This window comes from Nocardia stercoris (assembly GCF_003696265.1).
Lineage (GTDB): Bacteria > Actinomycetota > Actinomycetes > Mycobacteriales > Mycobacteriaceae > Nocardia > Nocardia stercoris.
Map to the genome: position 1 here is coordinate 495071 of NZ_RFFH01000001.1, position 20760 is coordinate 515830.

The 20760-nt window shown below is 68.8% G+C and carries 19 protein-coding genes; 6 read left to right on the top strand and 13 right to left on the bottom strand.

Annotated features, from left to right (window positions below; genetic code table 11):
- Positions 1-19 precede the first annotated feature (19 nt).
- From EBN03_RS02055 to EBN03_RS02065, 3 genes are all read left to right on the top strand, one after another.
- Positions 20-664, top strand: a complete 645-nt coding sequence (locus tag EBN03_RS02055; protein WP_122186094.1) for a ComF family protein — start codon at positions 20-22, stop codon at positions 662-664.
- A gap of 211 nt (positions 665-875) precedes the next feature.
- Positions 876-1601 (top strand): ribosome hibernation-promoting factor, HPF/YfiA family, encoded by a 726-nt coding sequence (gene hpf / locus EBN03_RS02060; RefSeq protein WP_407671066.1) that lies wholly within the window; start codon positions 876-878, stop codon positions 1599-1601.
- A 175-nt stretch (positions 1602-1776) separates the two neighbouring features.
- On the top strand, positions 1777-3075 hold the full coding sequence (locus tag EBN03_RS02065; protein ID WP_122186096.1) for an acetyl-CoA C-acyltransferase: 1299 nt from the start codon (positions 1777-1779) through the stop codon (positions 3073-3075).
- A 157-nt stretch (positions 3076-3232) separates the two neighbouring features.
- On the opposite strand, the gene EBN03_RS02070 is transcribed toward EBN03_RS02065, so the two are convergent.
- Positions 3233-4174 carry a zinc-binding dehydrogenase gene (locus EBN03_RS02070; protein ID WP_122186097.1) on the bottom strand — a complete coding sequence of 314 codons (942 nt, stop codon included), beginning with the start codon at positions 4172-4174 and terminating at the stop codon, positions 3233-3235.
- Positions 4175-4289: 115 nt separating this feature from the next.
- On the opposite strand from EBN03_RS02070, the gene EBN03_RS02075 reads away from it, so the two are divergent.
- Entirely contained in the window at positions 4290-4679 is a 390-nt protein-coding gene (locus tag EBN03_RS02075) for a winged helix-turn-helix transcriptional regulator (protein ID WP_233608049.1), read from the top strand.
- 9 nt (positions 4680-4688) lie between these two features.
- Here the strand turns inward: EBN03_RS02075 and bluB are convergent, their stop codons facing one another.
- From bluB to EBN03_RS02105, 6 genes are all read right to left on the bottom strand, one after another.
- Entirely contained in the window at positions 4689-5327 is a 639-nt protein-coding gene (gene bluB / locus EBN03_RS02080; protein WP_407671067.1) for a 5,6-dimethylbenzimidazole synthase, read from the bottom strand.
- Positions 5328-5437: 110 nt separating this feature from the next.
- Positions 5438-6700, bottom strand: coding sequence for a fatty acid desaturase family protein (locus tag EBN03_RS02085; protein WP_122186099.1), 1263 nt, complete (start codon positions 6698-6700; stop codon positions 5438-5440).
- A gap of 65 nt (positions 6701-6765) precedes the next feature.
- Positions 6766-8055: a fatty acid desaturase family protein gene (locus tag EBN03_RS02090; protein WP_122186100.1), complete on the bottom strand. Its 1290-nt coding sequence runs from the start codon at positions 8053-8055 to the stop codon at positions 6766-6768.
- 123 nt (positions 8056-8178) lie between these two features.
- Positions 8179-9327, bottom strand: a complete 1149-nt coding sequence (locus EBN03_RS02095) for a ferredoxin reductase (RefSeq protein WP_122186101.1) — start codon at positions 9325-9327, stop codon at positions 8179-8181.
- 118 nt (positions 9328-9445) lie between these two features.
- Positions 9446-10027 carry a DUF6912 family protein gene (locus tag EBN03_RS02100; protein ID WP_122186740.1) on the bottom strand — a complete coding sequence of 194 codons (582 nt, stop codon included), beginning with the start codon at positions 10025-10027 and terminating at the stop codon, positions 9446-9448.
- Positions 10028-10040: 13 nt separating this feature from the next.
- Positions 10041-11459: a WS/DGAT/MGAT family O-acyltransferase gene (locus tag EBN03_RS02105; protein ID WP_122186102.1), complete on the bottom strand. Its 1419-nt coding sequence runs from the start codon at positions 11457-11459 to the stop codon at positions 10041-10043.
- Between the two features lie 172 nt (positions 11460-11631).
- On the opposite strand from EBN03_RS02105, the gene EBN03_RS02110 reads away from it, so the two are divergent.
- Positions 11632-12153, top strand: coding sequence for an Rv3235 family protein (locus EBN03_RS02110; RefSeq protein ID WP_122186103.1), 522 nt, complete (start codon positions 11632-11634; stop codon positions 12151-12153).
- 113 nt (positions 12154-12266) lie between these two features.
- Complete coding sequence (secA, locus tag EBN03_RS02115) at positions 12267-15020, top strand: preprotein translocase subunit SecA (RefSeq protein WP_122186104.1); 2754 nt, start codon at positions 12267-12269, stop codon at positions 15018-15020.
- A gap of 69 nt (positions 15021-15089) precedes the next feature.
- On the opposite strand, the gene EBN03_RS02120 is transcribed toward secA, so the two are convergent.
- The 6 genes from EBN03_RS02120 to aroA form a co-directional block, all read right to left on the bottom strand.
- Positions 15090-15878: an SDR family NAD(P)-dependent oxidoreductase gene (locus EBN03_RS02120; RefSeq protein ID WP_122186741.1), complete on the bottom strand. Its 789-nt coding sequence runs from the start codon at positions 15876-15878 to the stop codon at positions 15090-15092.
- Positions 15879-16141: 263 nt separating this feature from the next.
- A complete protein-coding gene (locus tag EBN03_RS02125; RefSeq protein ID WP_122186105.1) occupies positions 16142-16633 on the bottom strand; it encodes a transglycosylase SLT domain-containing protein in 492 nt (163 codons plus the stop codon).
- Positions 16634-16725: 92 nt separating this feature from the next.
- Positions 16726-17043 carry a hypothetical protein gene (locus EBN03_RS02130; protein ID WP_122186106.1) on the bottom strand — a complete coding sequence of 106 codons (318 nt, stop codon included), beginning with the start codon at positions 17041-17043 and terminating at the stop codon, positions 16726-16728.
- A 117-nt stretch (positions 17044-17160) separates the two neighbouring features.
- A complete protein-coding gene (locus tag EBN03_RS02135) occupies positions 17161-17820 on the bottom strand; it encodes a transglycosylase SLT domain-containing protein (protein WP_122186107.1) in 660 nt (219 codons plus the stop codon).
- A gap of 628 nt (positions 17821-18448) precedes the next feature.
- A complete protein-coding gene (gene rsgA / locus EBN03_RS02140; RefSeq protein WP_233608051.1) occupies positions 18449-19495 on the bottom strand; it encodes a ribosome small subunit-dependent GTPase A in 1047 nt (348 codons plus the stop codon).
- Positions 19450-20739, bottom strand: a complete 1290-nt coding sequence (aroA, locus tag EBN03_RS02145) for a 3-phosphoshikimate 1-carboxyvinyltransferase (RefSeq protein WP_122186108.1) — start codon at positions 20737-20739, stop codon at positions 19450-19452. Before aroA ends, rsgA begins: the two co-directional genes overlap by 46 nt.
- Positions 20740-20760 lie beyond the last annotated feature (21 nt).

Consider the following 20760-nt stretch of genomic DNA (forward strand, 5'->3'; position numbering starts at 1 on the left):
TCGAGCGCATACTGCCCGCATGCTGACGTTGCTGGAGTTGGTCCTGCCGCAGCTGTGCGGGGGATGTGACGAGCCGGGGACGGGTTGGTGCCCGTCGTGCGCGGGGGAGCTGCGGACCGGGCCGGTCCGGGTGCGGCCGCGCAGTGATCCGGGGGTGCCGTGCTGGGCGATCGGCAGTTACGCCGGTGCCCGGCGGCGGGCGGTGATCGCGGCCAAGGAACACGGTCGGCGCGACCTGGCGGTGCCGCTGGGGGTGGCGTTGGCTCGGGGGCTGGATCGATTGCGGGCCCGCGACCGGCCGCTGGTTATCGTGCCCGCGCCGAGCCGCCGTGCGGCGGCCCGCCGCCGCGGCGGTGACCCGGTCGCGCGGGTGGCGCGCATCGCCGCGAGTTCGCTGGCCGGGTGTCGCAGTGCACCGTTGTTACGCATGCGACCCGGGGTGCGGGATTCGGTGGGCCTGGGTCCCCGCGCGCGGCTGCTCAACCTGCGTGGCCGGATCGTGACGGTACCGAGACGCGTGGCTCGGGCCGGACTGACACCGGATGCCGAGGTGGTGCTGGTGGACGATGTGCTGACCACCGGCGCGACCGCGACCGAGTCGACGCGCGCACTGCGTGCGGCCGGGATCGACGTCCGCGCCGTGGTGGTGACCTGCGCTGTGTGATCAGGCGAATATTGCGTGAATACTGGCGGACCGCACGTCATGGGGATAGCGTGGCGTTCGGAGCGATAGACACCCGAACCCAGAGTTTGGAGGTGGCGCCTCGTCCGACTTCGTGCCGGGCGGTCTCACCCGGTGCGACCGATTTCCGCCGCGCATGCGTCGAGTGTGTGGCCAGATCCGGGAGGTACGCGTGACGACTTCACGTCCTTCAGTGAAAGATGCAGAGACCCCGGTCCGTTTCGGAGAGCCCCCGGCGGCACCGAACGTCAACGGAGCGGAGTTCACCGAGGGGGTTCGCACCCCCGGCGCCGATTTTGTGGTGAAGGGCCGCAATGTCGAAGTTCCCGATCATTTCCGCATTCATGTCGCCGACCGATTGTCGAGGCTCGAACGGTTCGATTCCTCCATCTACCTGTTCGACGTCGAGCTGTTCCACGAGCGAAATCGTCGGCAGCGCAAGAGTTGTCAGCGTATAGAGATCACCTCGCGAGGCAAGGGCCCGGTCGTCCGGTCCGAGGCGTGCGCCGACAGCTTCTACGCCGCGCTCGAGCAGGCCGCCCAGAAACTGGAGAGCCGCCTGCGCCGGACCAAGGATCGCCGTCGCGTCCACTATGGCGAGAAGACGCCGGTTTCGGTGGCCGAGGCCACCGCCGATCTGATCGACGACTCGCTCACCTCTCCGGCCCTCGACGGCGAGTCCGTGCACGATCACCGGTCCGAGCGGCTCGGTGAGCTGGAATCCGACGAGCACGACGGTCCCGGTCACATCGTCCGGACCAAGGTCCACCCGGCCAATCCCATGTCGGTCGACGACGCCCTGTACCAGATGGAGCTCGTCGGTCACGACTTCTTCCTCTTCCACGACCGTGAGTCCGACCGGCCTTCGGTCGTGTACCGGCGGCACGCCTTCGACTACGGCCTGATCCGACTGGCCTGAGCGCCGTTACCCCTGATCTCGAGCAGGTCCCGGAATCCGGGCCCTGCTCGAGCCGTTTCCGCAGCCGAAATGCGGTGCGGCGGAACGCGTTCGGGGGGCGAACCGGGCATATCGACCCGACCGATCTTACTGTCCGGTAAGTTGGTCGGCGGTACTGCCCTCGAAAGGATTTGCCGTGGCCGCCACCGCCGCCCGTCGCGCTGTCATCGTCGCCGGAGCCCGGACTCCGTTCCTGCGCGCGTTCACCGACTTCACCCGCATGGATTCCATCGCCCTGGCCGACGCCGCGGTCGGCGGCCTGCTGAGCCGGGTGGACCTCCCCAAGGAGCTGGTTCAGGCCGTCGTCTGGGGTGGTGTGGTTCTGCCGAGCGGGGCACCCAACCTCGCCCGCGAGATCGCCATCGACCTGGACCTGGGCGTCGACTCCGGCTGCGAGGGTTACACAGTGACCCGGGCCTGCGCGTCCGGCCTGCAGGCGGTGACCGCGGCGGCCGCGGCGATCGAGCGCGGCGAATACGACGTGATGATCGCCGGCGGAAGCGATTCCACCAGCAATGCCGAAGTGAAACTGCCGCAGAAGGTGGTGCACGCGGGTGCGCCGCTGGCGCTCGGCAAGCCGAAGACCAAGGACTATCTGTCCGCGATCGCGCAACTGGCGCCGTTCACCGACCTGCTCCCGACCCGGCCGAAGATCGCCGAACGGACCACCGGCGAGGTGATGGGGGAGTCGGCGGAGAAGATGGCCCGCATCCACGGCATCACCCGCGCGGCCCAGGACGAGTTCGCGGTCCGCTCGCACCACCGCGCCGCGGCGGCCGCCGCCTCCGGCCGCTTCGACCGTGAGGTGCTCGAAGTTGTCACCCCCGAAGGTGTTTCGATCACCGCCGACGGGCTGGTCCGGCCGCAGACCAGTGTCGAGAAGCTGGCCGGGCTGCCCCCGGTCTTCGCCGCCGACGGCACCGTCACCGCCGGCAACTCCAGCCCGCTGACCGACGGCGCCGCAGCGGTTTTGATCATGAGCGAGGAACGGGCCCGTGACCTGGGCTTCGTGCCGCTGGCCGCCTTCCGCTCCTGGAGTTACATCAGCGTGGATCCGGCCGATCAGGTCCTCATCGGCCCGGCGGTGGCGATGCCGCGCGCGCTGGACAAGGCCGGGCTGAGCCTGAGCGACATCGACCTCGTCGACATCCACGAGGCCTTCGCCGCCCAGACCCTGTCCGTGCTGTCCGCCCTGGCCAGCGACGAATGGGCGCAGGCCAAGCTGGGCCGCGACACCGCGGTGGGCGAGATCGATCCCGCGATCCTGAACGTGCACGGTGGCTCGGTCGCGCTCGGCCACCCCTTCGCCGCCACCGGTGCCCGCATGGTCGCGACCATGGCCAACGAACTCGCCATCACCGGCAAATCCACTGCGCTGCTGGGCATCTGCGCGGCCGGTGGGATCGGTGCCGCGGCGGTGCTGGAAAGCATCTGATCGCAGCCTATGTGGTCCGCGCCGTGCGGATCGCAGGTCCGCGACCCGGGTGGAGCGGAGACTGTCGGCACATCCCCTCCGCTGCGGCGGGTCTGCGTGCCGGCGGAATCGGGGCCGCCGCAGTCCTCGCCGAGCGTGGACCGCAGGCGCGAATCCCTCAGCGCCGCACGGTGAGTACCGCGTTGCCGCGGATGCGGCGGGCGGCGAGATCGGCCAGTGCCGTGGGTGTTTCGGCCCAGTCGGTGACGCGTCCCAGCTCGGGGTGCAGCGTGCCCGCCGCGACCGCGGACACCAGTTCGGCGAGGTCGGTGGCGTCCGAACGGTCGGACACCCAGTGCGGGAAGTGGTGCAGCGCCAACGGTGTCGAGCCGATCAGTTCGAAGAAGTCCAGGCTGATCGGTTCCAGACCGGCTTGGCCGAACCAGATCACCGTGCCGCCCGGCGCCAGCCGCGCCAGCGCCGCCGCGAAGGTCGCGCCGCCGACCGATTCCAGGATCAACTCGAAAGGTTCACCGTCGCGGGCGATCTCGGTGACGAACTCGGCGCCGAACGCCGCCAGCCGCTGTCCGCGGTCCGCCGTGGCGGCGACCGCGGTTACGGCGGCACCGGCGGCGACCAGTAGCTCGACCAGTAGGTGGCCGACACCGCCGGACGCGCCGGTCACCAGTACCCGGCGGCCGGTAACGTCTCCGGCCTTGCGCAGCAATCGGATCGCGGTGATTCCGGCCAGCGGCAGCGATGCCGCGATCTCGTCGGAGACGTGGTCCGGCAGCGTGGTGAGGAGATCGGTGGCGACGGCGACCCGCTCGGCCCAGCCGCCGCCGTCCGGGTGCGCGACGACCCGCTCACCCGCCTGCGGGCCGCTGCCGTCCGCCGCCGCGACCACCACCCGGCCCGCGACATCCTGGCCGGGGACGGTGCCCGCGGTGCGGCCGGGCCCGTAAGCGCCGGTGAGACCGAGGAATTCGCCACGGTTCACCGAGAACGCGGTCACCTCGACCACCGCCTGGTTCGATGCCGGTACCGGCTCGGCCACGTCGGCGAGCTCGATCGGATGTGCGGCGCCGTGCTTCGCGTCGGTCGCGGTCCATGCCTTCATTACCTGCTCCGTTCGATCGAGATCCCTACCGGGGAAGGATCTTTCGTGCGGATTCGACGGTATGACCGGGTCGAGCACGCCGGAAGGAGGCAGTAATCAGTGGTATAGGTACCTGGTGGAAACCAACGAGTTCACCGGTGTTCCGGGCTGGGACGTACTGTCCGCGAAGTGCCCCAGCCGGCAGGTTTTCGACCGCATCGGCGAGCGCTGGACCGGGCTGATCCTGCTCGCGCTGGAACCCGGCACGCTGCGCTTCTCGGAGCTGCGCCGGCGGGTGGAGGGCGTCACGCAGAAGATGCTGACCCAGACCCTGCGGAACCTGGAACGGGACGGCATGGTCGAGCGGCGGGTGTACGCGACCGTGCCCGCGACCGTCGAATACGAACTCACCCCGATGGGGCACAGCCTGTGTGCGGCCGTCTCGGCGCTGCGTGGCTGGGCCTACGACCACATGGACGACATCGCGGCCGCGCAGGCGCACTTCGACGCCCGCCTGACTGCCTGACGCCCGGTGTCAGGCGCCGGCGCCGAAGCTCTCATGGTGGATGGCGTCGGTGAGCGGGCGGCGGTTGCGCCAGCCGAACCGTTCCAGATCGGGGGTCTCCTGGAACTGCTCGACCGGGCCGACGCACAACCACGCGACCGGGCGCACGCCCTCGGGCAGCCGGACCAGGTCGGCGAGCACCGGGGTGTCGTAGAAGCTGACCCAGCCGACACCGATGCCCTCGGCGGTGGCGGCCAGCCACAGGTTCTGGATGGCCAGGATCGTGGAGTACAGCCCGGTCTCGGGCACGCTGGCGCGGCCCAGGATGTGCGGGCCGCCGCGGCTGTCGTCGTGGGTGACGACGATGCCGGTGCCGCTCTCGGTGATGCCCTCGATCTTGATCGGCTCGAAGGTCGCGGCCCGGTCCGGTGGCAGGCTCGCGCGGAACTCGCGGCGCTTGGTGGCGACGTGCGCGGCGAAGGATTCCAGCTTGGCTCGATCGCGCACGATCACGAAGTCCCAGGGCTGCGAATTGCCGACACTGGGCGCCCGGTGGGCGGCGTCGAGAATGCGCAGCAGCGTGTCGTCGTCGACGAGCTCGCCGGTGAATTCGGCACGGACGTCACGCCGACGGCGGATCACATCGTAGATATCGGTCTCGAGCAACACGTAAGACAGTGAACCAGCCGCTCGGACCCGAGTACGACACCGGCCCCGCGTCGTAATGACGTGGGGCCGGTGTCGGATTCGTGTGTAACGAAAACTGTTGCGGGACTGGCCTATCCGACCGAGACCGGATGCGCCGCGCGCTTGGCGACCGCTGCGGTGCGCTTGCGCCCGGCAGCCAGTGCCGAGCGCAGGCCGCGGCGCTTGCCGGCCGCGTCGAAGGTGGCGGTGCCGCCGAAGGCCTTTTCCGACTTGGTCTCGGGTGCGTCGTCGGTGGTGCGGCGCAGGTACTTGTTCGGCAGCGACAGCTTCATGATCGTGCGCCACGCCTTGAAGTACTGGGCCCCGAACGAACCGGTGGTGTAGGGCAGGTCGTACTTGTCGCACAGCGCCCGGACCCGGACCGCGATGTCCGCGTAGCGGTTGCTCGGCAGGTCGGGGAACAGGTGGTGTTCGATCTGGTGCGACAGGTTGCCGGACATGAAGTGCATCAGGCGGCCGCCGGTGATGTTGGCGCTGCCCAGCATCTGGCGCAGGTACCACTCGCCCTGCGTCTCGTTCTCGCAGTCGGACTTGGTGAACTTCTCCGCGCCGTCGGGGAAGTGGCCGCAGAAGATGATCGCGTTGGTCCACACGTTGCGCACGATGTTGGCGGCGATGTTCGCGGTGAGTGTGGACAGGAACGCCGGGCCGGTGAGCAGCGGGAACAGCAGGTAGTCCTTGCCAGCCTGCTTGCCGATCTTCTTCAGCACCATCGTGCGGTCGGCCTGGAACTGCTTGTACTCGGGGCTGTCCTTGGCCCACTTCTTCTTCGCCAGCTTGCCCAGCTCCAGGTGCTGGATCGCGACGCCGTACTCGAACAGCAGCTGCAGCAGCAGGTTGTACACCGGCTGGCCGAGGTAGAACGGCGCCCAGCGCTGGTCGCGGGTGACCCGCAGCAGGCCGTAGCCGATGTCGTCGTCCATGCCCAGCACGTTGGTGTACTTGTGGTGCAGGAAGTTGTGCGTGATCTTCCAGTGCTCGGACGGGCCGACGTTGTCCCATTCCCAGGTGGTGGAGTGGATTTCCGGATCGTTCATCCAGTCCCACTGCCCGTGCATGACGTTGTGGCCGATCTCCATGTTCTCGATGATCTTGGCCGTGCCGAGCAGGGCGACGCCGGCGATCCAGGCCGGCGGTAGGAAGCTCGCGAATAGCACGCCACGCCCGCTCAGCTCGAGCACTCGCTGCAGTCGGATGACATTGCGAATGTACCGAGCGTCACGCTCGCCCCGGGAGGACTCGATGTCGCGGCGGATGGCATCGAGTTCGATGCCGATCGCCTCGACGTCCTCCGGAGTGAGGTGTGCGTATTCCTTCACGTCCGAGATCGCCATGGCGGCTACCCTACCGTAGGTTACGGAAGTGTAGGTTACGGTCCCGGCAAGGAAATTCGGGTGATCTACATCACTCGGGCATCTCGGGCGTGCCGTGCCTTCTCGCGCAGCGCGACCTTGGCCTCGGCCAGCGCGGACCGCAATCCGCGGCGCCGGCCGGTGACCGGATCGACCACCGGACCACGCTCGTACTCGGCGAAGAAGCCGGCCGCCGCCGGGAACCGGTCCGCGAACTTGCGTTCCGACGCCGTCTCCGGCGCATCGTCGGCGGTGCGCTTGAGGAACCGGTCCGGCAGCGCGAGCTTGTGGATGGTCCGGAAGGCGAGCAGATACTGCTTACCCAGCGAACCGGTGGTGTAGGGCAGGTCGTACTTGTCGCACAGCTGCCGGACCCGCTCCGAGATCTCCGGGTACCGGTTGCTGGGCAGATCCGGGAACAGGTGGTGCTCGATCTGGTAGCAGAGGTTGCCGCTCATGAACGCCATGGCCGGACCCGCCTCGAAGTTGGCGCTGCCCAGCATCTGGCGCAGGTACCACTCGGCCCGGGTCTCGTCGGTGAACTGATCCTTGGTGAACTTCTCGGCGCCGTCGGGGAAGTGGCCGCAGAAGATCACCGCGTAGGCCCACAGGTTGCGGATCAGATTCGCGGCGAGGTTCGCCTGCAGCGTCCGCTTCCAGGCCGGACCGGTCAGCAGCGGGTGGATGACGAAGTCCTTCGCGACCTGACGGCCGGCCTTGCGGAAGAACCGCTTGTTCGGCTCGGAGAGCAACTGCGCCGACGGGACGCCGGACAGCTGCTTCTCGATACTGAGGTCGTGCAGGGCGATACCCCACTCGAAGGTGGCCGCCAGGATCAGGTTCGCCACCGGCTGCGCCAGATTGATCGGACGCCACTCCATGTCCCGGGTCATGCGCAGGATGCCGAACCCGAGGTCGTCGTCCATGTCCATGATGTTGGTGTAGGTGTGGTGCGAGTAGTTGTGCGCCCGCTTCCACTGCCCCGACGTGCCCGTCATGTCCCACTCCCACGTGGTGGAGTGGATCTCCGGGTCGTTCATCCAGTCCCACTGCCCGTGGCTGATGTTGTGCCCGAGCTCCATGTTCTCGATGATCTTGGCGACCGCGAGCATGCCGGTCCCCGCCAGCCAGGCCCACTTGTTGCGGCTGCCGAACAGGGTGGCGCGAGCCGTCGCCTCCAGCAGCCGCTGCGCGCGGATGCTGCGGCGAATGTATTTGGCGTCGCGCGCCCCCAGTGAATGTTCGACGTCGCGGCGGATCACGTCGAGCTCCCGGCCGAGAGCTTCGATATCGGCCTCGGTCAGGTGCGCGTACGCACCGATATCGGCGATGGCCATGACTTTGTTCTCCGATTTCGGTGCGATACGCACGGCCGATGTGGACGTGAGGGATTGAGTTCGAGGGTAGCTGACCTGCGCCGACCGCGCTGCAGGGTGCGACTCGTACGCGCCGCGGCAGTGTCAGACGTCGAGGGTGCAGTCGCCCGCCGCGACCGAGATGCAGGTCTGGATCTTTTCTCCGGCCTGCCGTTCCGCACCGTTGCGGAGATCGCGGGTGTGGCCTTCGGTGAGGGTGACCACACAAGTCTGGCAGATGCCCATCCGGCAGCCGAACGGCATCTGCACACCGGCCTGCTCACCGGCCTGCAGCAGGCTGGTGGCGCCGTCGATCTCGACCGAGCGACCGGCGCGCGCGAAGGTGACGGTGCCGCCCTCGCCGCTCGCCGCCCGCTCCACCTCGAACCGCTCGACGTGCAGCTTGTCGCTGACACCTGCTGCGGCCCAATGATTTTCGATGTCGGTGAGCAGGGCGGCCGGACCGCAGGCCCAGGTCTCGCGCTCCCGCCAATCCGGGTACAGGGTGTCCAGCTCGGCGAGGGAGAACTTGCCCTGGGTGCCGGTCAGGTGCAGATGCGAGGTGAAGTTGGGGTGCGCCGCGGACAGCGCCTTCAACTCGTCGCCGAACATGACGTCCTCGGCGGCGCGCGCCGAATGGATGTGCACGACATCGGGCCACTGGCCGCGCCGGTCCAGGGTGCGCAGCATCGCCATCACCGGCGTGATACCGCTGCCCGCGGTCACGAAGAGCACCTTCGCCGGTGCCGGCTCGGGAAGCACGAAACCGCCCTGCGGCGCGGCCAGCCGCACGATCGTGCCGGCCGGAACACCGTTGACCAGGTGGCTGGACAGGAAGCCCTCCGGCATCGCCTTCACCGCGATGGAGATCAGCCGCTTGCGGCGGTTGCCGGCGTCGGTCCAGTCCGGCGGGCAGGTCAGCGAATACGAGCGCCAGTGCCAGCGGCCGTCCACCAGCACACCGATGCCGATGTACTGACCGGGAGTGAACTTGAAGTCGAAGCCCCAGCCCGGCCGGATCACCAGGGTCACCGAATCCGCGGTCTCCGGCCGCACCTCGACGATGCGGCCGCGCAGCTCACGCGCCGACCACAGCGGATTCACCAGGTGCAGGTAGTCGTCGGGCAGCAGCGGGGTGGTGACCCGTGCCGCCGCGCCACGCAGGGCGTCGAGCCGGGTCTTCCCGGCCATCTTGGCCTCGGCGACCGGCGCTTCCAGCCACGCCTTGATGCCCTGAACCGATTTCTGAACCATTGTCGAGGACGCCCGTTTCCTGTAATTCCGGGGCGCAGTGTGCCGCGCCATTGCCGCCCAGGTTACGACATCGTAGGTTTCGGGGCCAACGGTGCCGTAGGTTTGCGGCGTACCCCGGTCAGAGCAGGTCGAGCAGGAATGCGAGCTCCTGCGGGGCATACCAGGCGAGCTGATGGTCCTCGGCGTCACCCAGGACGAACTCGGCATCCGGGTCGCCCAGATCGGCCTCGTCGATCACGTCGACCGCCTTCGCCACGGCCGGTTCGGCATCGGCGAGATCCACGTGCACCGAGGCGAGTTGCCGGAAGGTGATCGGCGCCGACAGCCGCACCACGGCGTCGTCGAGATCGGGCCGCAGCGTCACGCCGGTGACGTCGGCGGCGATCACCGCACGGCGGTACACCGGCGCCTGATAGGTGTCCGGCGGCGCGGGCGCGTCCGGATCGGGCTCGGGCGCCTCGGCGGGGGTGTCGCCGTCGCCGGACCGCAGCGCCTGCTCGCGCTCGTCGGCCAGCAGCCGCAGCGACGCGCGCGCGGCTTCGGCCATGGCGACCTCGGACAGTTCGTCGTCGTCGCCGGCCGCGTACGCCTCGCGCAGCGCCGGGGTCACCGCGAACGCGGTGTCGTTCATGGCGCGGATCTCGCGGTGGTCGACCAGGCCGCGCAGCATCGGTACCGTCGCCGGAACGTAGACGCGCATCTTGCCGGACGATTCACTGGCTGCAGGCACCGAGCATCTCCTCCATCGATTCGTGTACCGCCGCCGCCAGCACGCCCACGTCGGACAGGCCGTCGCGATCGGCGTTGAGCCCGTAGAACACCTGTCCGTCGTAGGACGTGATGCCGATGCTCGAGGTCTGGTTGCGCAGTAGCGGTGACACCGGGTACATCTCCAGCATGCGCGCCCCGCCGATGTACATCGGCTGTTGTGGGCCCGGAGCGTTGGTGATCACCAGATTGAACGTGTGTTCTGCGAAGGTACTCGCCGCGCGCATGCTCATGGCGTGCAGGCTCGCCGGTGCGAATCCGGCCATGTGCACGAGGGTGCGCGCCTGCACGCTGCGGCGGTGCCGGGTCTGCTCGGCGTTGGCGTGCTTGATGTGGGAGAGCCGCAGCACCGGATTCGGTTCGCCCACCGGCAGATCGATGAGGAACGAGGACACCTCGCTGGGCGCGGTGAGCTGGTCGCCGTTCGGGCTCTCCACGTACACCGACATCGGGACCACGGCCCGCAGCACCGACGACTGGGTGAGCACTTCGCCGCGTGCCTGCAGGAAGTTGCGCAGCGCGCCGGTGGTCACCGCGAGGATGGCGTCGTTGATGGAGCAGTCGAAGCAGCGCCGGATCCGGCGGTAGTCGTCGAGATCGGTGCGCACGACGTCGAACCGGCGGTTGCGTGAGGTGGGCGCGTTGAGCGTGCTGTCCGGTGCGCCGAGGGTCGCGCTGCGCACGGCCGAGACCACCGATTCGACGACCTTGCCGGTGGCGCCGGCGATGGCGGAGGCGCTGGTGCCGGCCCGGCGCAGTACGTCGACGGCTTCGCGGGGTTGCGAGGCCAGGTAGAGCAGGGCGCCGCCGAGCAGTTCGACCTCGCTGGGTTCCTTGTGCGCGGTCCAGGAATCGGTGGCCACGATGCGCGGCTGGGGTGATGTGTCCAGGATCACATGACCGATCTCGAGCGCGGCGTCACCGTCCACCAGCGCCGAATGCGACTTGGTGAACACCGCCCGCCGGCCACCGGACAGGCCCTCGATCAGATACATCTCCCACAGCGGCCGGGTGTGATCCAGCGGCCGCGACGCCAGCCGCGCCACCAGCTCCTGCAACTGTGCGTCGGAACCCGGGGCGGGCAGCGCGGACCGGCGCACGTGATAGGTGATGTCGAACCGGCTGTCCTCCACCCAGACCGGGCGGCCCAACATGAACGGGATCTCACGGACCTTGCGGCGGTACCGGGGAACCAGCGGCAACCGGCTCTCGACCAAGTCGACGAGGGTGTCGTAGTCCAGTGCGTGACCTTCGGCGCCGGGTTCGGGATCACCCACGATCGCCAGCGCACCGATGTGCATCGGATTGCTGCTCGACTCGAGCCGGTAGAACGCCGCGTCCTGCGGTGTGAGTCTCATGATCACGCTGGCCGGTACTCCTTCCGATATCTCGCTATTGTGCGGTCCGCGCGGCCGCGTGGCCGTCGCGGCGCGACTTTTGGCCCGATACCGCAGGTGGGAGCTGCGCGCGTGGTGCCCGGCGTGCCATGCTCGGGCCGATCGAGACCCGGGAGAAAGCCGAGAGCAGGGGGTTGTCATGTCCGAACGCGGCGGCGGAACGCGCCGGTCGTTGTCGCCGGCACCCAGTTGCGAGCCACCCCTGACCCGGGCCGGAACGGATACGACACCCGGAGCAGCGCTGCTCGACCGCAGCGGTACGGGCCGCCGGCACGCGGTTACCACGCGGCGCCGGACGCCACACGACGGTCGTTCCTCATCGTACGGCAACGGCGTCGAATCGGACGCCGCAGCAATCGCATTCGCCGAGCGGTCGCTGCGCATGGTGCTGGAGGTCCTCGACGGCCGCCGCCCGGCACCGCAGTTGCGCCCGCTGGCCGAACCCACCGTGGTCGCGGCGCTGGAGACACTGCTGCGTACCGGAGCACCGGCCCGGCGGCTCGGGCCGGCCCAATTGGCCGGGGTGCGGGTGCTGCCCGTGGCGGTAGGGGTCTGCGAGGTGTGCGGGAGTTACGAGCGCGGTGGCCGCCGGTTCGCGCTCGCCGGGCGCATCGTGGCCCGTCGCGGCGGGCATCGGCTGACCGCGTTGCGCTTGCGGTGAACGAGATGTGCGGGCACTCCTGGCCATGTGGTAGTCCCCCGCGCCTACCATGGTGGCGACATTAGGATGGACAACAAGTTCGACCACCACCGACCAGAGGACTGACGAGACCCGTGCCTGCGCTGACACTGTCGAGGTTGCTACGTTTTGGTGAGGGTCGCACCGTCAAGCGGCTCGCGCATCTGGCCGACGAGGTCATCGCCCTCGACGACGAGTACGCGGCGCTGTCGGACGCCGAGCTCATCGCCAAGACCGACGAGTTCAAGGCGCGCTACGCCGACGGCGAATCGCTGGACGAGCTGCTGCTGGAGGCCTTCGCCACCGCGCGCGAGGCGTCCTGGCGCGTGCTCGGCCAGAAGCACTACAAGGTGCAGATCATGGGTGGCGCCGCCCTGCACATCGGCAATGTCGCGGAGATGAAGACCGGTGAGGGCAAGACCCTGACCTGTGTGCTCCCCGCGTACCTGAACGCCATCTCCGGCGACGGCGTGCACGTGGTCACCGTCAACGACTATCTGGCCAAGCGCGACGCGGAGTGGATGGGCCGTGTGCACCGCTTCCTCGGTCTGAGCGTCGGCTCGATCCTCGGTGGGATGAGCCCGGCCGAGCGCCGCGTCGCCTACGGCTCCGACATCACCTACGGCACCAACAACGAGTTCGGCTTCGACTACCTGCGCGACAACATGACCCACTCGCTGGACGACCTGGTCCAGCGCGGGCACAACTTCGCCATCGTCGACGAGGTCGACTCGATCCTCATCGACGAGGCCCGCACCCCGCTGATCATCTCCGGCCCGGCCGACGCTTCCTCGAAGTGGTACGCCGAATTCGCGCGCATCGCACCGCTGTTGAAGAAGGACCTGCACTACGAGGTCGACATCAAGAAGCGCACCGTGGGTATCCACGAGGCCGGTGTCGACTTCGTCGAGGACCAGCTCGGCATCGACAACCTGTACGAGACCGCGAACTCGCCGCTGATCAGCTACCTGATGAACGCGATCAAGGCCAAGGAGCTGTTCGCCCGCGACAAGGACTACATCGTCCGCAACGGCGAAGTGATCATCGTCGACGAGTTCACCGGCCGAATCCTGGTGGGGCGCCGCTACAACGAGGGCATGCACCAGGCGATCGAGGCCAAGGAAGGCGTCGAGATCCAGCCGGAGAACCAGACCCTGGCCACGATCACGCTGCAGAACTACTTCCGCCTCTACGACAAGCTGTCCGGCATGACCGGTACCGCCGAGACCGAGGCGGCCGAGCTGCACCAGACCTACAGCCTGGGCGTGGTGCCGATCCCGACCAACCGGCCGATGCAGCGCGTCGACCAGGCGGACCTGATCTACAAGACCGAGGAGGCGAAGTTCGCGGCGGTCGCCGACGACATCGCCGAGAAGCACGAGAAGGGCCAGCCGGTGCTGGTCGGCACCACCTCGGTCGAGCGCTCGGAGTATCTGTCCAAGCTGCTCACCAAGCGCGGTATCCCGCACAACGTGCTGAACGCCAAGTTCCACGACAAGGAAGCCGAGATCGTGGCCACCGCCGGCCGCCCCGGCGCGGTCACCGTCGCCACCAACATGGCCGGTCGTGGTACCGACATCGTGCTGGGTGGTAACCCCGACATCATCGCCGACCTGGCGCTGCGCCAGCGCGGGCTCGACCCGGTGGAGACCCCGGACGAGTACCAGGCGGCGTGGATGCCGATGCTGACCCAGGTTAAGGCGCAGGTCGAGGAGGACGGGGAGTCGGTCCGCGAGGCCGGCGGCCTGTACGTGCTGGGCACCGAGCGGCACGAGTCGCGGCGTATCGACAACCAGCTGCGCGGTCGTTCCGGCCGTCAGGGCGACCCGGGCGAGTCCCGGTTCTACCTGTCGCTGGGTGACGAGCTCATGCGGCGCTTCAACGGTGCCGCGCTGGAGTCGATCATGACCCGGTTGAACCTGCCCGACGACGTGCCGATCGAGGCCGGGATGGTGTCGCGGGCCATCAAGGGCGCGCAGACCCAGGTCGAGCAGCAGAACTTCGAGATCCGCAAGAACGTGCTGAAGTACGACGAGGTGATGAACCAGCAGCGCACCGTCATCTACGACGAGCGCCAGCGCATCCTGGCCGGTGAGGACATGGAGGGCCAGGTCCAGAACATGATCTCCGACGTGGTCAACGCCTACGTCGACGGCGCCACCGCCGAGGGTTATGTCGAGGACTGGGACCTGGCCAAGCTGTGGGGAGCGCTCAAGACGCTGTACCCGGTCAGCATCGACTACCGCGAACTCACCGGCGAGAAGAAGAACGGCGAGATCGGCGACCTGTCCAAGCACGAGCTGGCCGAGGCCATCCTCGACGACGCCCACAAGGCTTATGCCGCACGGGAAGCCGAGATCGACGGGCTGGCCGGGCCGGGCAGCATGCGCAACCTGGAGCGTCAGGTGCTGCTGAGCGTGCTGGACCGCAAGTGGCGCGAGCACCTCTACGAAATGGACTACCTCAAGGAAGGCATCGGCCTGCGGGCGATGGCGCAGCGCGACCCGCTGGTCGAGTACCAGCGTGAGGGCTTCGATATGTTCGCCGGCATGCTCGACGGGTTGAAGGAGGAGTCGGTCGGCTTCCTGTTCAACCTGCAGGTCGAGGTCCAGCCGCCGCAGCCCGAGGGCGTCCAGGTGGCGCCGGGCCTGCAGTCGCCGGTCGGCCGCACCACCCCGCAGGACGCGCCCGCCAACGGTGCGTTGCAGGGGCGCGGTCTGAACAGCAGCCCGCAGCCGGCCGGGTTCTCCTACTCGGGTCCGGACGAGGGCGGCCAGGCCGCGGTCCGCAACGACCGTCAGGAGTACGGCGACGAGGGCGGTAACCGCCGCGACCGCCGCCGCCGGTAGTCCCCGGTACCACGACTGCGCCGCACCCCGAATCGGGGTGCGGCGCAGTCGTTTCCGCTCACCTCGCGGTCAGGGCAGGATCGAGTCGACATAGCCGCCGTCGACGCGCAGCGCGCCGCCGGTGGTGGCGGAGGCCTGGGGTGAGCTGAGGTAGACGACCAGGTCGGCGATCTCCTCGGGTTCGATCAGGCGCTGGATCAGCGACTGCGGGCGGTGTGTGCGCATGAATTCGCGTTGCGCTTCGTCCCAGGGCAGCGAACGGTCGACGAGCTGGTAGACGAAATCCTCGACGCCGCCGGTGTGGGTCGGCCCGGCGATCACCGAGTTGACGGTGACACCGGTACCGGCGGCCTCCTTGGCGAAACCGCGGGACACGGCCAGCAGCGCGGTCTTCGATACGCCGTAGTGGATCATCTCGACTGGGATCACCACCGCCGAGTCGCTGGCGATCTGGATCGCCCGGCCCCAACCGCGCCCGATCATGCCGGGCAGGTAGGTGCGGATGAGCCGGGCCGCCGCCAGCACATTGACCTCGAACATCGACCGCCACTGGTCGTCGGTGATCTCCTGCGCGGGTACCGCGCCGAAGATGCCGAGGTTGTTGACCAGGATGTCCACGGCGGGGAATTCGCGCACCAGGTCGGCGACGCCGGCTTCGGTCGTGACGTCCGCGGTGATCCCGGCGACGTCGGCGCCGGTGCTACGCAGATCGGCGACGGCCCGGTCGACGCGTTCGGCGGTGCGGCCGTTGACGATCACGCGGGCGCCGCTGTCGGCCAGGCGATCGGCGATCGCCAGCCCGATGCCCTGGGTGGAGCCGGTCACGAGTGCGGTCTTTCCGGTCAGATCGATCAGCACGACGATCTCCTCCCGATACGGTTGCGGCACAGCGGACGCTACAACTCGGCAGCCGGATTTGCGATGAGCGCGGATCGGCGTGCCCGCGACCGCCGGTGGTCGTTTCGCGGTGCCGGCGCAGTGTCGGCGACCTCGCGTGGCCGACGCGCGTGGGGTCCACGTCGGGTGACCGGTACGGCGAACGACAGCGGCCCCGAGATGAAATCCCTTGTGCGGGAATCCATTCGGGGCCGTGTCGGCAGGGGGAAAGAGAACGAGAGGGGTCAGTAGGCCGAGTTGACGTTGTCCATCGAGCCGTAGCGGGCGTGGGCGTAGTTGCACGCGGCGGTGATGTTGGCGACCGGGTCCCAGATGTCCCACGAGGTGCCGTCGACGTGGTAGGCCTTGAACGTCGGGTCGATCACCTGCAGCAAGCCCTTCGACGGGATGCCGTTCTGCGCGTTGATGTCGTACAGGTTGATCGCCCGGGTGTCGCCCGAGGACTCCCGGATGACGTTGCGGTGGATGCCGTCGTAGCTGGCCGGAATCCCCTTGGCGTGCAGGATGTCCAGCGAGTGCCGGATCCACCCGTCGAGGTTGTTCGGGTACTGCGGCGCCGTGCTGGAGGACATCGCCACCGGCTCGATCTGCGGCGCGGCCGGCTCGCCGTGCGCGCCGACGACGCCGACGGTCACGAGCGCGGTCAGCGCGAAGCCGGCCGCCAGGGCGGCATCACGCTTGATGGACTTCCGAACCGGGGTCTGGGTACTCGACATGGGTTTCGCTTTCTGGGCGCGTCTTTCGCTTTCTCAAGGTTTCGGCCGGTAGGCCGAGGCAGATGACGGCGTGTGGCACACGATCCGACCGGTCAGGAAGGGTTGCTTCCGTGGATGACCTGCTTGGCGACGATGCGCGGGCGCAGGCGGGTGCCCTCGAGGGGGCGGGGAGCTTCGAGGACTTCCTCGTCCGGATTCCAGATTCCGGTCAGCAGTTCGATCAGCGCGGAGAGCAGGTCTACGCCGCCGTCGTCGAAGCTGCGGCCGAGGCGGGCGCCGAAATCGGGATGGCATTCCCGCGACCGCGGCGGCGCCGGGTCGGCGGCGCGGGCCGGGGGAGTGCTGCCGGGCGAGCGCAGCTGGGGGCGGCAGGGGCGGCCCTGGATCTCACCGTCGGTGTGCTCGTGCACGGCGGACCTCCTCGTTCGCTCTGATAGGCCGAATTGTTCTGGTGTCCAACGAGATACGGCGCGGCATGGGTTGCCGCGCCGCGCCGTATCCCGGCAGGGGGGTCGAGTACGACCGGGTCAGTAGGCCGAGTAGACGTTGTCCATCGAGCCGTAGCGCGCGGCGGCGTAGTTGCAGGCCGCGGTGATGTTGGCGACCGGGTCCCAGATGTTCCAGGAGGTGCCGTCGACGTGGTACGCGTTGAACGTCGGGTCGATGACCTGCAGCAGGCCCTTCGACGGGATGCCGTTCATGGCGTTGATGTCGTAGAGGTTGATGGCCTGCGTGTCACCCGAGGACTCACGGATGATGTTGCGGTAGATGCCGTCGTAGCTGGCCGGGATGCCGTGGGCACCCAGGATGTCGAGCGAGTGCCGGATCCAGCCGTCCAGGTTGTCCGCGTACTGGGGCGCCTCGGGGGCCGGGGCGGGAGCGGGGGCCGGGGCCGGGGCGGGCGCCATCGGCGGGACGACCGGCTGCGCGGCGTCCTGCGCCGGGGCGGCCTGCTTGTGGACGTCGGCGGCCAGGGCGACCTGCTGCTTCGGCGCGTCCTTCGGCGCGATCGTCGCGGCGGCGCCGACCGAGATCTTCGAAGCGGACGCGACCTGCTGCGACGAGGAGGAGTTGTGCTGAGCACCCGCCACGCCGACCGTGGCCAGAGCGGCCAGGGCGGCGGTCGCCATCGTGGCCTTGCCGGCGCGACGCGAGGTTTTTCGGGTGGTGGAACGGGCATTCGCCATGAGAGATAAACGCTTTCTTGATGTTGCGGCCGGACGGCCGGCGCGAGAACACAAACTCCTGGTGCGCGCACAGCGGCGCTCACCTCCGGTATGTGCCGGATGCGCTGGGATGTATTGTTCGGAGCTGGCAGGGGTGGAAAATTTCCCCTGGGCCCGGACTCAGTAGTTGCCGGGTCGTTCGGCGGCGCAGCTGGATGCGTGCGCGGCCGTTGCGGAGGGCGCACCGGAGACTGCGGCGCCTCGCGGCGTTGCGTTCCGGGCTGTGTTCCGCATTGCTTCAGCGACTCCTCGTTGTTTCGAACGTTGTCCGTTGGGGCAACAGATCACAGGTTGGTCACCGAAGGTTAACAGAAGGTGAACGAACACCGTTCGAAGAGCAGGGAAACCCCCCAGCTACTTCCGAATAAAACAAACTCCTGGTCGCTACCGGGGGCTCTTATGAGCGTTACAGAGTGACTCGGATCACCTAAAAAGATGTTTCAACATCACGATTGGAGCAAAATCCTGCCGCAAAACGGCGTCTGCGGGGGCGCGGCAGGCGTGCTTCGAAGGGCGTTCGTAACGCTCCCGTGTCGGCCCATCCGACGCAGCCGTCGACTGTCGATCGGGGGACTGGACAGCGACCGCGTCAGGAGTGTCCGGTCATCCACGGATCGTTGGATTTGAGCGCGACCAGCAGCAGCCGGACCGCCTCGACCCGCCGCTGCCGCCCCTCCAGGCCGTCCAGCGCGCACTCCGGGTCGGCCGGCGGGCCCAGGTGGGTGCAGCCGCGCGGGCAGTCGTCGATGGCCTCGGCCAGGTCGGCGAAGGCCATGATCACGTCGTCGGGCGTGATGTGGGCGAGACCGAACGAGCGCACACCCGGGGTGTCGATGATCCAGCCCCCATCGGGCAGCGGGAACGCCACCGACTGGGTGGAGGTGTGCCGGCCCTTGCCGACGCCCGAGACCTCGCCCGTGGCCCGCAGCGCGTCCGGGACCAGGCGGTTCACCAGGGTGGATTTGCCGACCCCGGAATGACCGATCAGGCAGGACAGTGAGTCGTGCAGCAGCTCCCGCACCGGTTCCAGCGGGTCGTCGCGACCCCCGTGCACGATGGTCAGGTCCAGATCGGCGAACTCGGCCGCGAAATCCGAACCGGCCACCAGGTCGTCCTTGGTCAGGCACAGCACGGGCCGCAGGCCGCCGACGTAGGCGGCCACCATCGCGCGCTCGACGAAACCGGTGCGCGGGGGCGGGTCGGCGAGCGCCACCACGATGAACAGCTGCTCGGCGTTCGCGACCACCACCCGCTCGAACGGGTCGGTGTCGTCGGCGGTCCGCCGCAGCACGGTCGTGCGCTCGGCCACCCGCACGATGCGGGCCAGCGAGTCCGGCTTGCCCGTCAGATCACCGACCACGTCCACCTGATCGCCCACGACGATCGGCGTGCGGCCCAGCTCCCGGGCCCGCATGGCCACGATCCGGCGGTCCGGGTCGCCGTCCAGCACACATCCCCAGCGGCCGCGGTCGACCGCGGTGACCATCGCGCTCTGCGCGTCGAGATGTTCGGGCCGGTTCTTGGTGCGGGGACGGGAGCCGCGGCGCCCGGGTCGGACCCGGACGTCGGACTCGTCGTATTCGCGCCGTTTCAGGACGCGGCTCCGGTGGAGTCCGCGGCGAGCATGGCCTCCCACAGTTCGACGAAGTTCGGCAGTGTCTTGGCGGTGGTGCCGATGTCCTCGATCTCCACGCCGGGCACGGCCAGGCCGATGATGGCACCCGCGGTGGCCATCCGGTGGTCGGCGTAGGAGTGCCAGCGCCCGCCCTGCAGCGGCGCCGGGTCGATGGCGAGGCCGTCGTCCAGCTCGGTCACCTTGCCGCCGAGCCGGTTGATCTCGGTGGCGAGCGCGGCCAGCCGGTCGGTCTCGTGCCCGCGCAGATGCGCGATACCGCGCAGGCGCGACGGCGAATCCGCCAGTGCCGCAAGGGCTGCCACGGTCGGTGTGAGTTCGCCGACATCGTGCAGATCGATGTCGATGCCGTGCAACCGCTTCGGGCCGGTGACGGTCAGCTTGCCGTGCGCGCGACGGGCTTCCGCGCCCATCCGGACCAGGATCTCGCGGATCACGTCGCCCGGCTGGTCGGTCGGCGACGGCCAGTGCGGCACGGTCACCACACCGCCGGTGACGGCGGCCGCGGCCAGGAACGGGGTGGCGTTGGACAGATCCGGCTCGACCATCCAGTCGACACCGTGGATCGGGCCCGGCTCCACCACCCAGGTCTGCTCGGACTGCGGGCCGGCGGGGGTGTGCACCACGACGTCGGCCTCGCGCAGCATCCGCACCGTCATGTCGATGTGCGGCTGGGACGGCAGCCGGCCGCCCTGGTGGCGCACCGTCACGCCGCGGCGGAACCGGGCCGCCGACAGCAGCAGCCCGGACACGAACTGCGACGAACCGGAGGCGTCGATCACGACCTCGCCACCGTCGAGCGCGCCGTTGCCGTGCACCACGAACGGCAGTGTGCCGCCGTCGATGTCGACGCCGAGCGCGCGCAGCGCGTCGAGGACGGTGCTCAGCGGGCGGCTGCGGGCCTGCTCGTCACCGAAGAAGGCCACGTCACCGTGGGCCAGCGCGGCGATCGGGGGCACGAAGCGCATGACCGTGCCGGCCAGGCCGCAGTCGATGCTCGCGCTGGTCAGTTCCTGGGCCGGGGTGACGGTGAGAGTCTCGCCGTCACCGCTGATCTCGACGCCCATGGCACGCAGGGCGGCGATCATCAGCTCGGTGTCGCGGCTGCGCAGCGCACCGGTGACGGTCGACGGGCGATCGGCGAGGGCAGCCAGGATCAAGGCCCGGTTGGTGATGGACTTCGACCCGGGCAGGGTGACGGTCGCGGCCACTGGGCGGTCGGAGTGCGGGGCAGGCCAGAAGTTCACGCGAACATCTTGTCACGAGTG

What these genes read in the sequence shown, in the direction of transcription:
- EBN03_RS02095 (WP_122186101.1), bottom strand. Translation starts at nt 9,327, where the DNA reads ATGGTTCAGAAATCGGTTCAGGGCATCAAGGCGTGGCTGGAAGCGCCG.
- EBN03_RS02055 (WP_122186094.1), top strand. Translation starts at nt 20, where the DNA reads ATGCTGACGTTGCTGGAGTTGGTCCTGCCGCAGCTGTGCGGGGGATGT.
- EBN03_RS02110 (WP_122186103.1), top strand. Translation starts at nt 11,632, where the DNA reads ATGTCCGAACGCGGCGGCGGAACGCGCCGGTCGTTGTCGCCGGCACCC.
- EBN03_RS02100 (WP_122186740.1), bottom strand. Translation starts at nt 10,027, where the DNA reads ATGCGCGTCTACGTTCCGGCGACGGTACCGATGCTGCGCGGCCTGGTC.
- EBN03_RS02135 (WP_122186107.1), bottom strand. Translation starts at nt 17,820, where the DNA reads ATGGCGAATGCCCGTTCCACCACCCGAAAAACCTCGCGTCGCGCCGGC.
- EBN03_RS02070 (WP_122186097.1), bottom strand. Translation starts at nt 4,174, where the DNA reads ATGAAGGCATGGACCGCGACCGACGCGAAGCACGGCGCCGCACATCCG.
- EBN03_RS02090 (WP_122186100.1), bottom strand. Translation starts at nt 8,055, where the DNA reads ATGGCCATCGCCGATATCGGTGCGTACGCGCACCTGACCGAGGCCGAT.
- EBN03_RS02085 (WP_122186099.1), bottom strand. Translation starts at nt 6,700, where the DNA reads ATGGCGATCTCGGACGTGAAGGAATACGCACACCTCACTCCGGAGGAC.
- EBN03_RS02125 (WP_122186105.1), bottom strand. Translation starts at nt 16,633, where the DNA reads ATGTCGAGTACCCAGACCCCGGTTCGGAAGTCCATCAAGCGTGATGCC.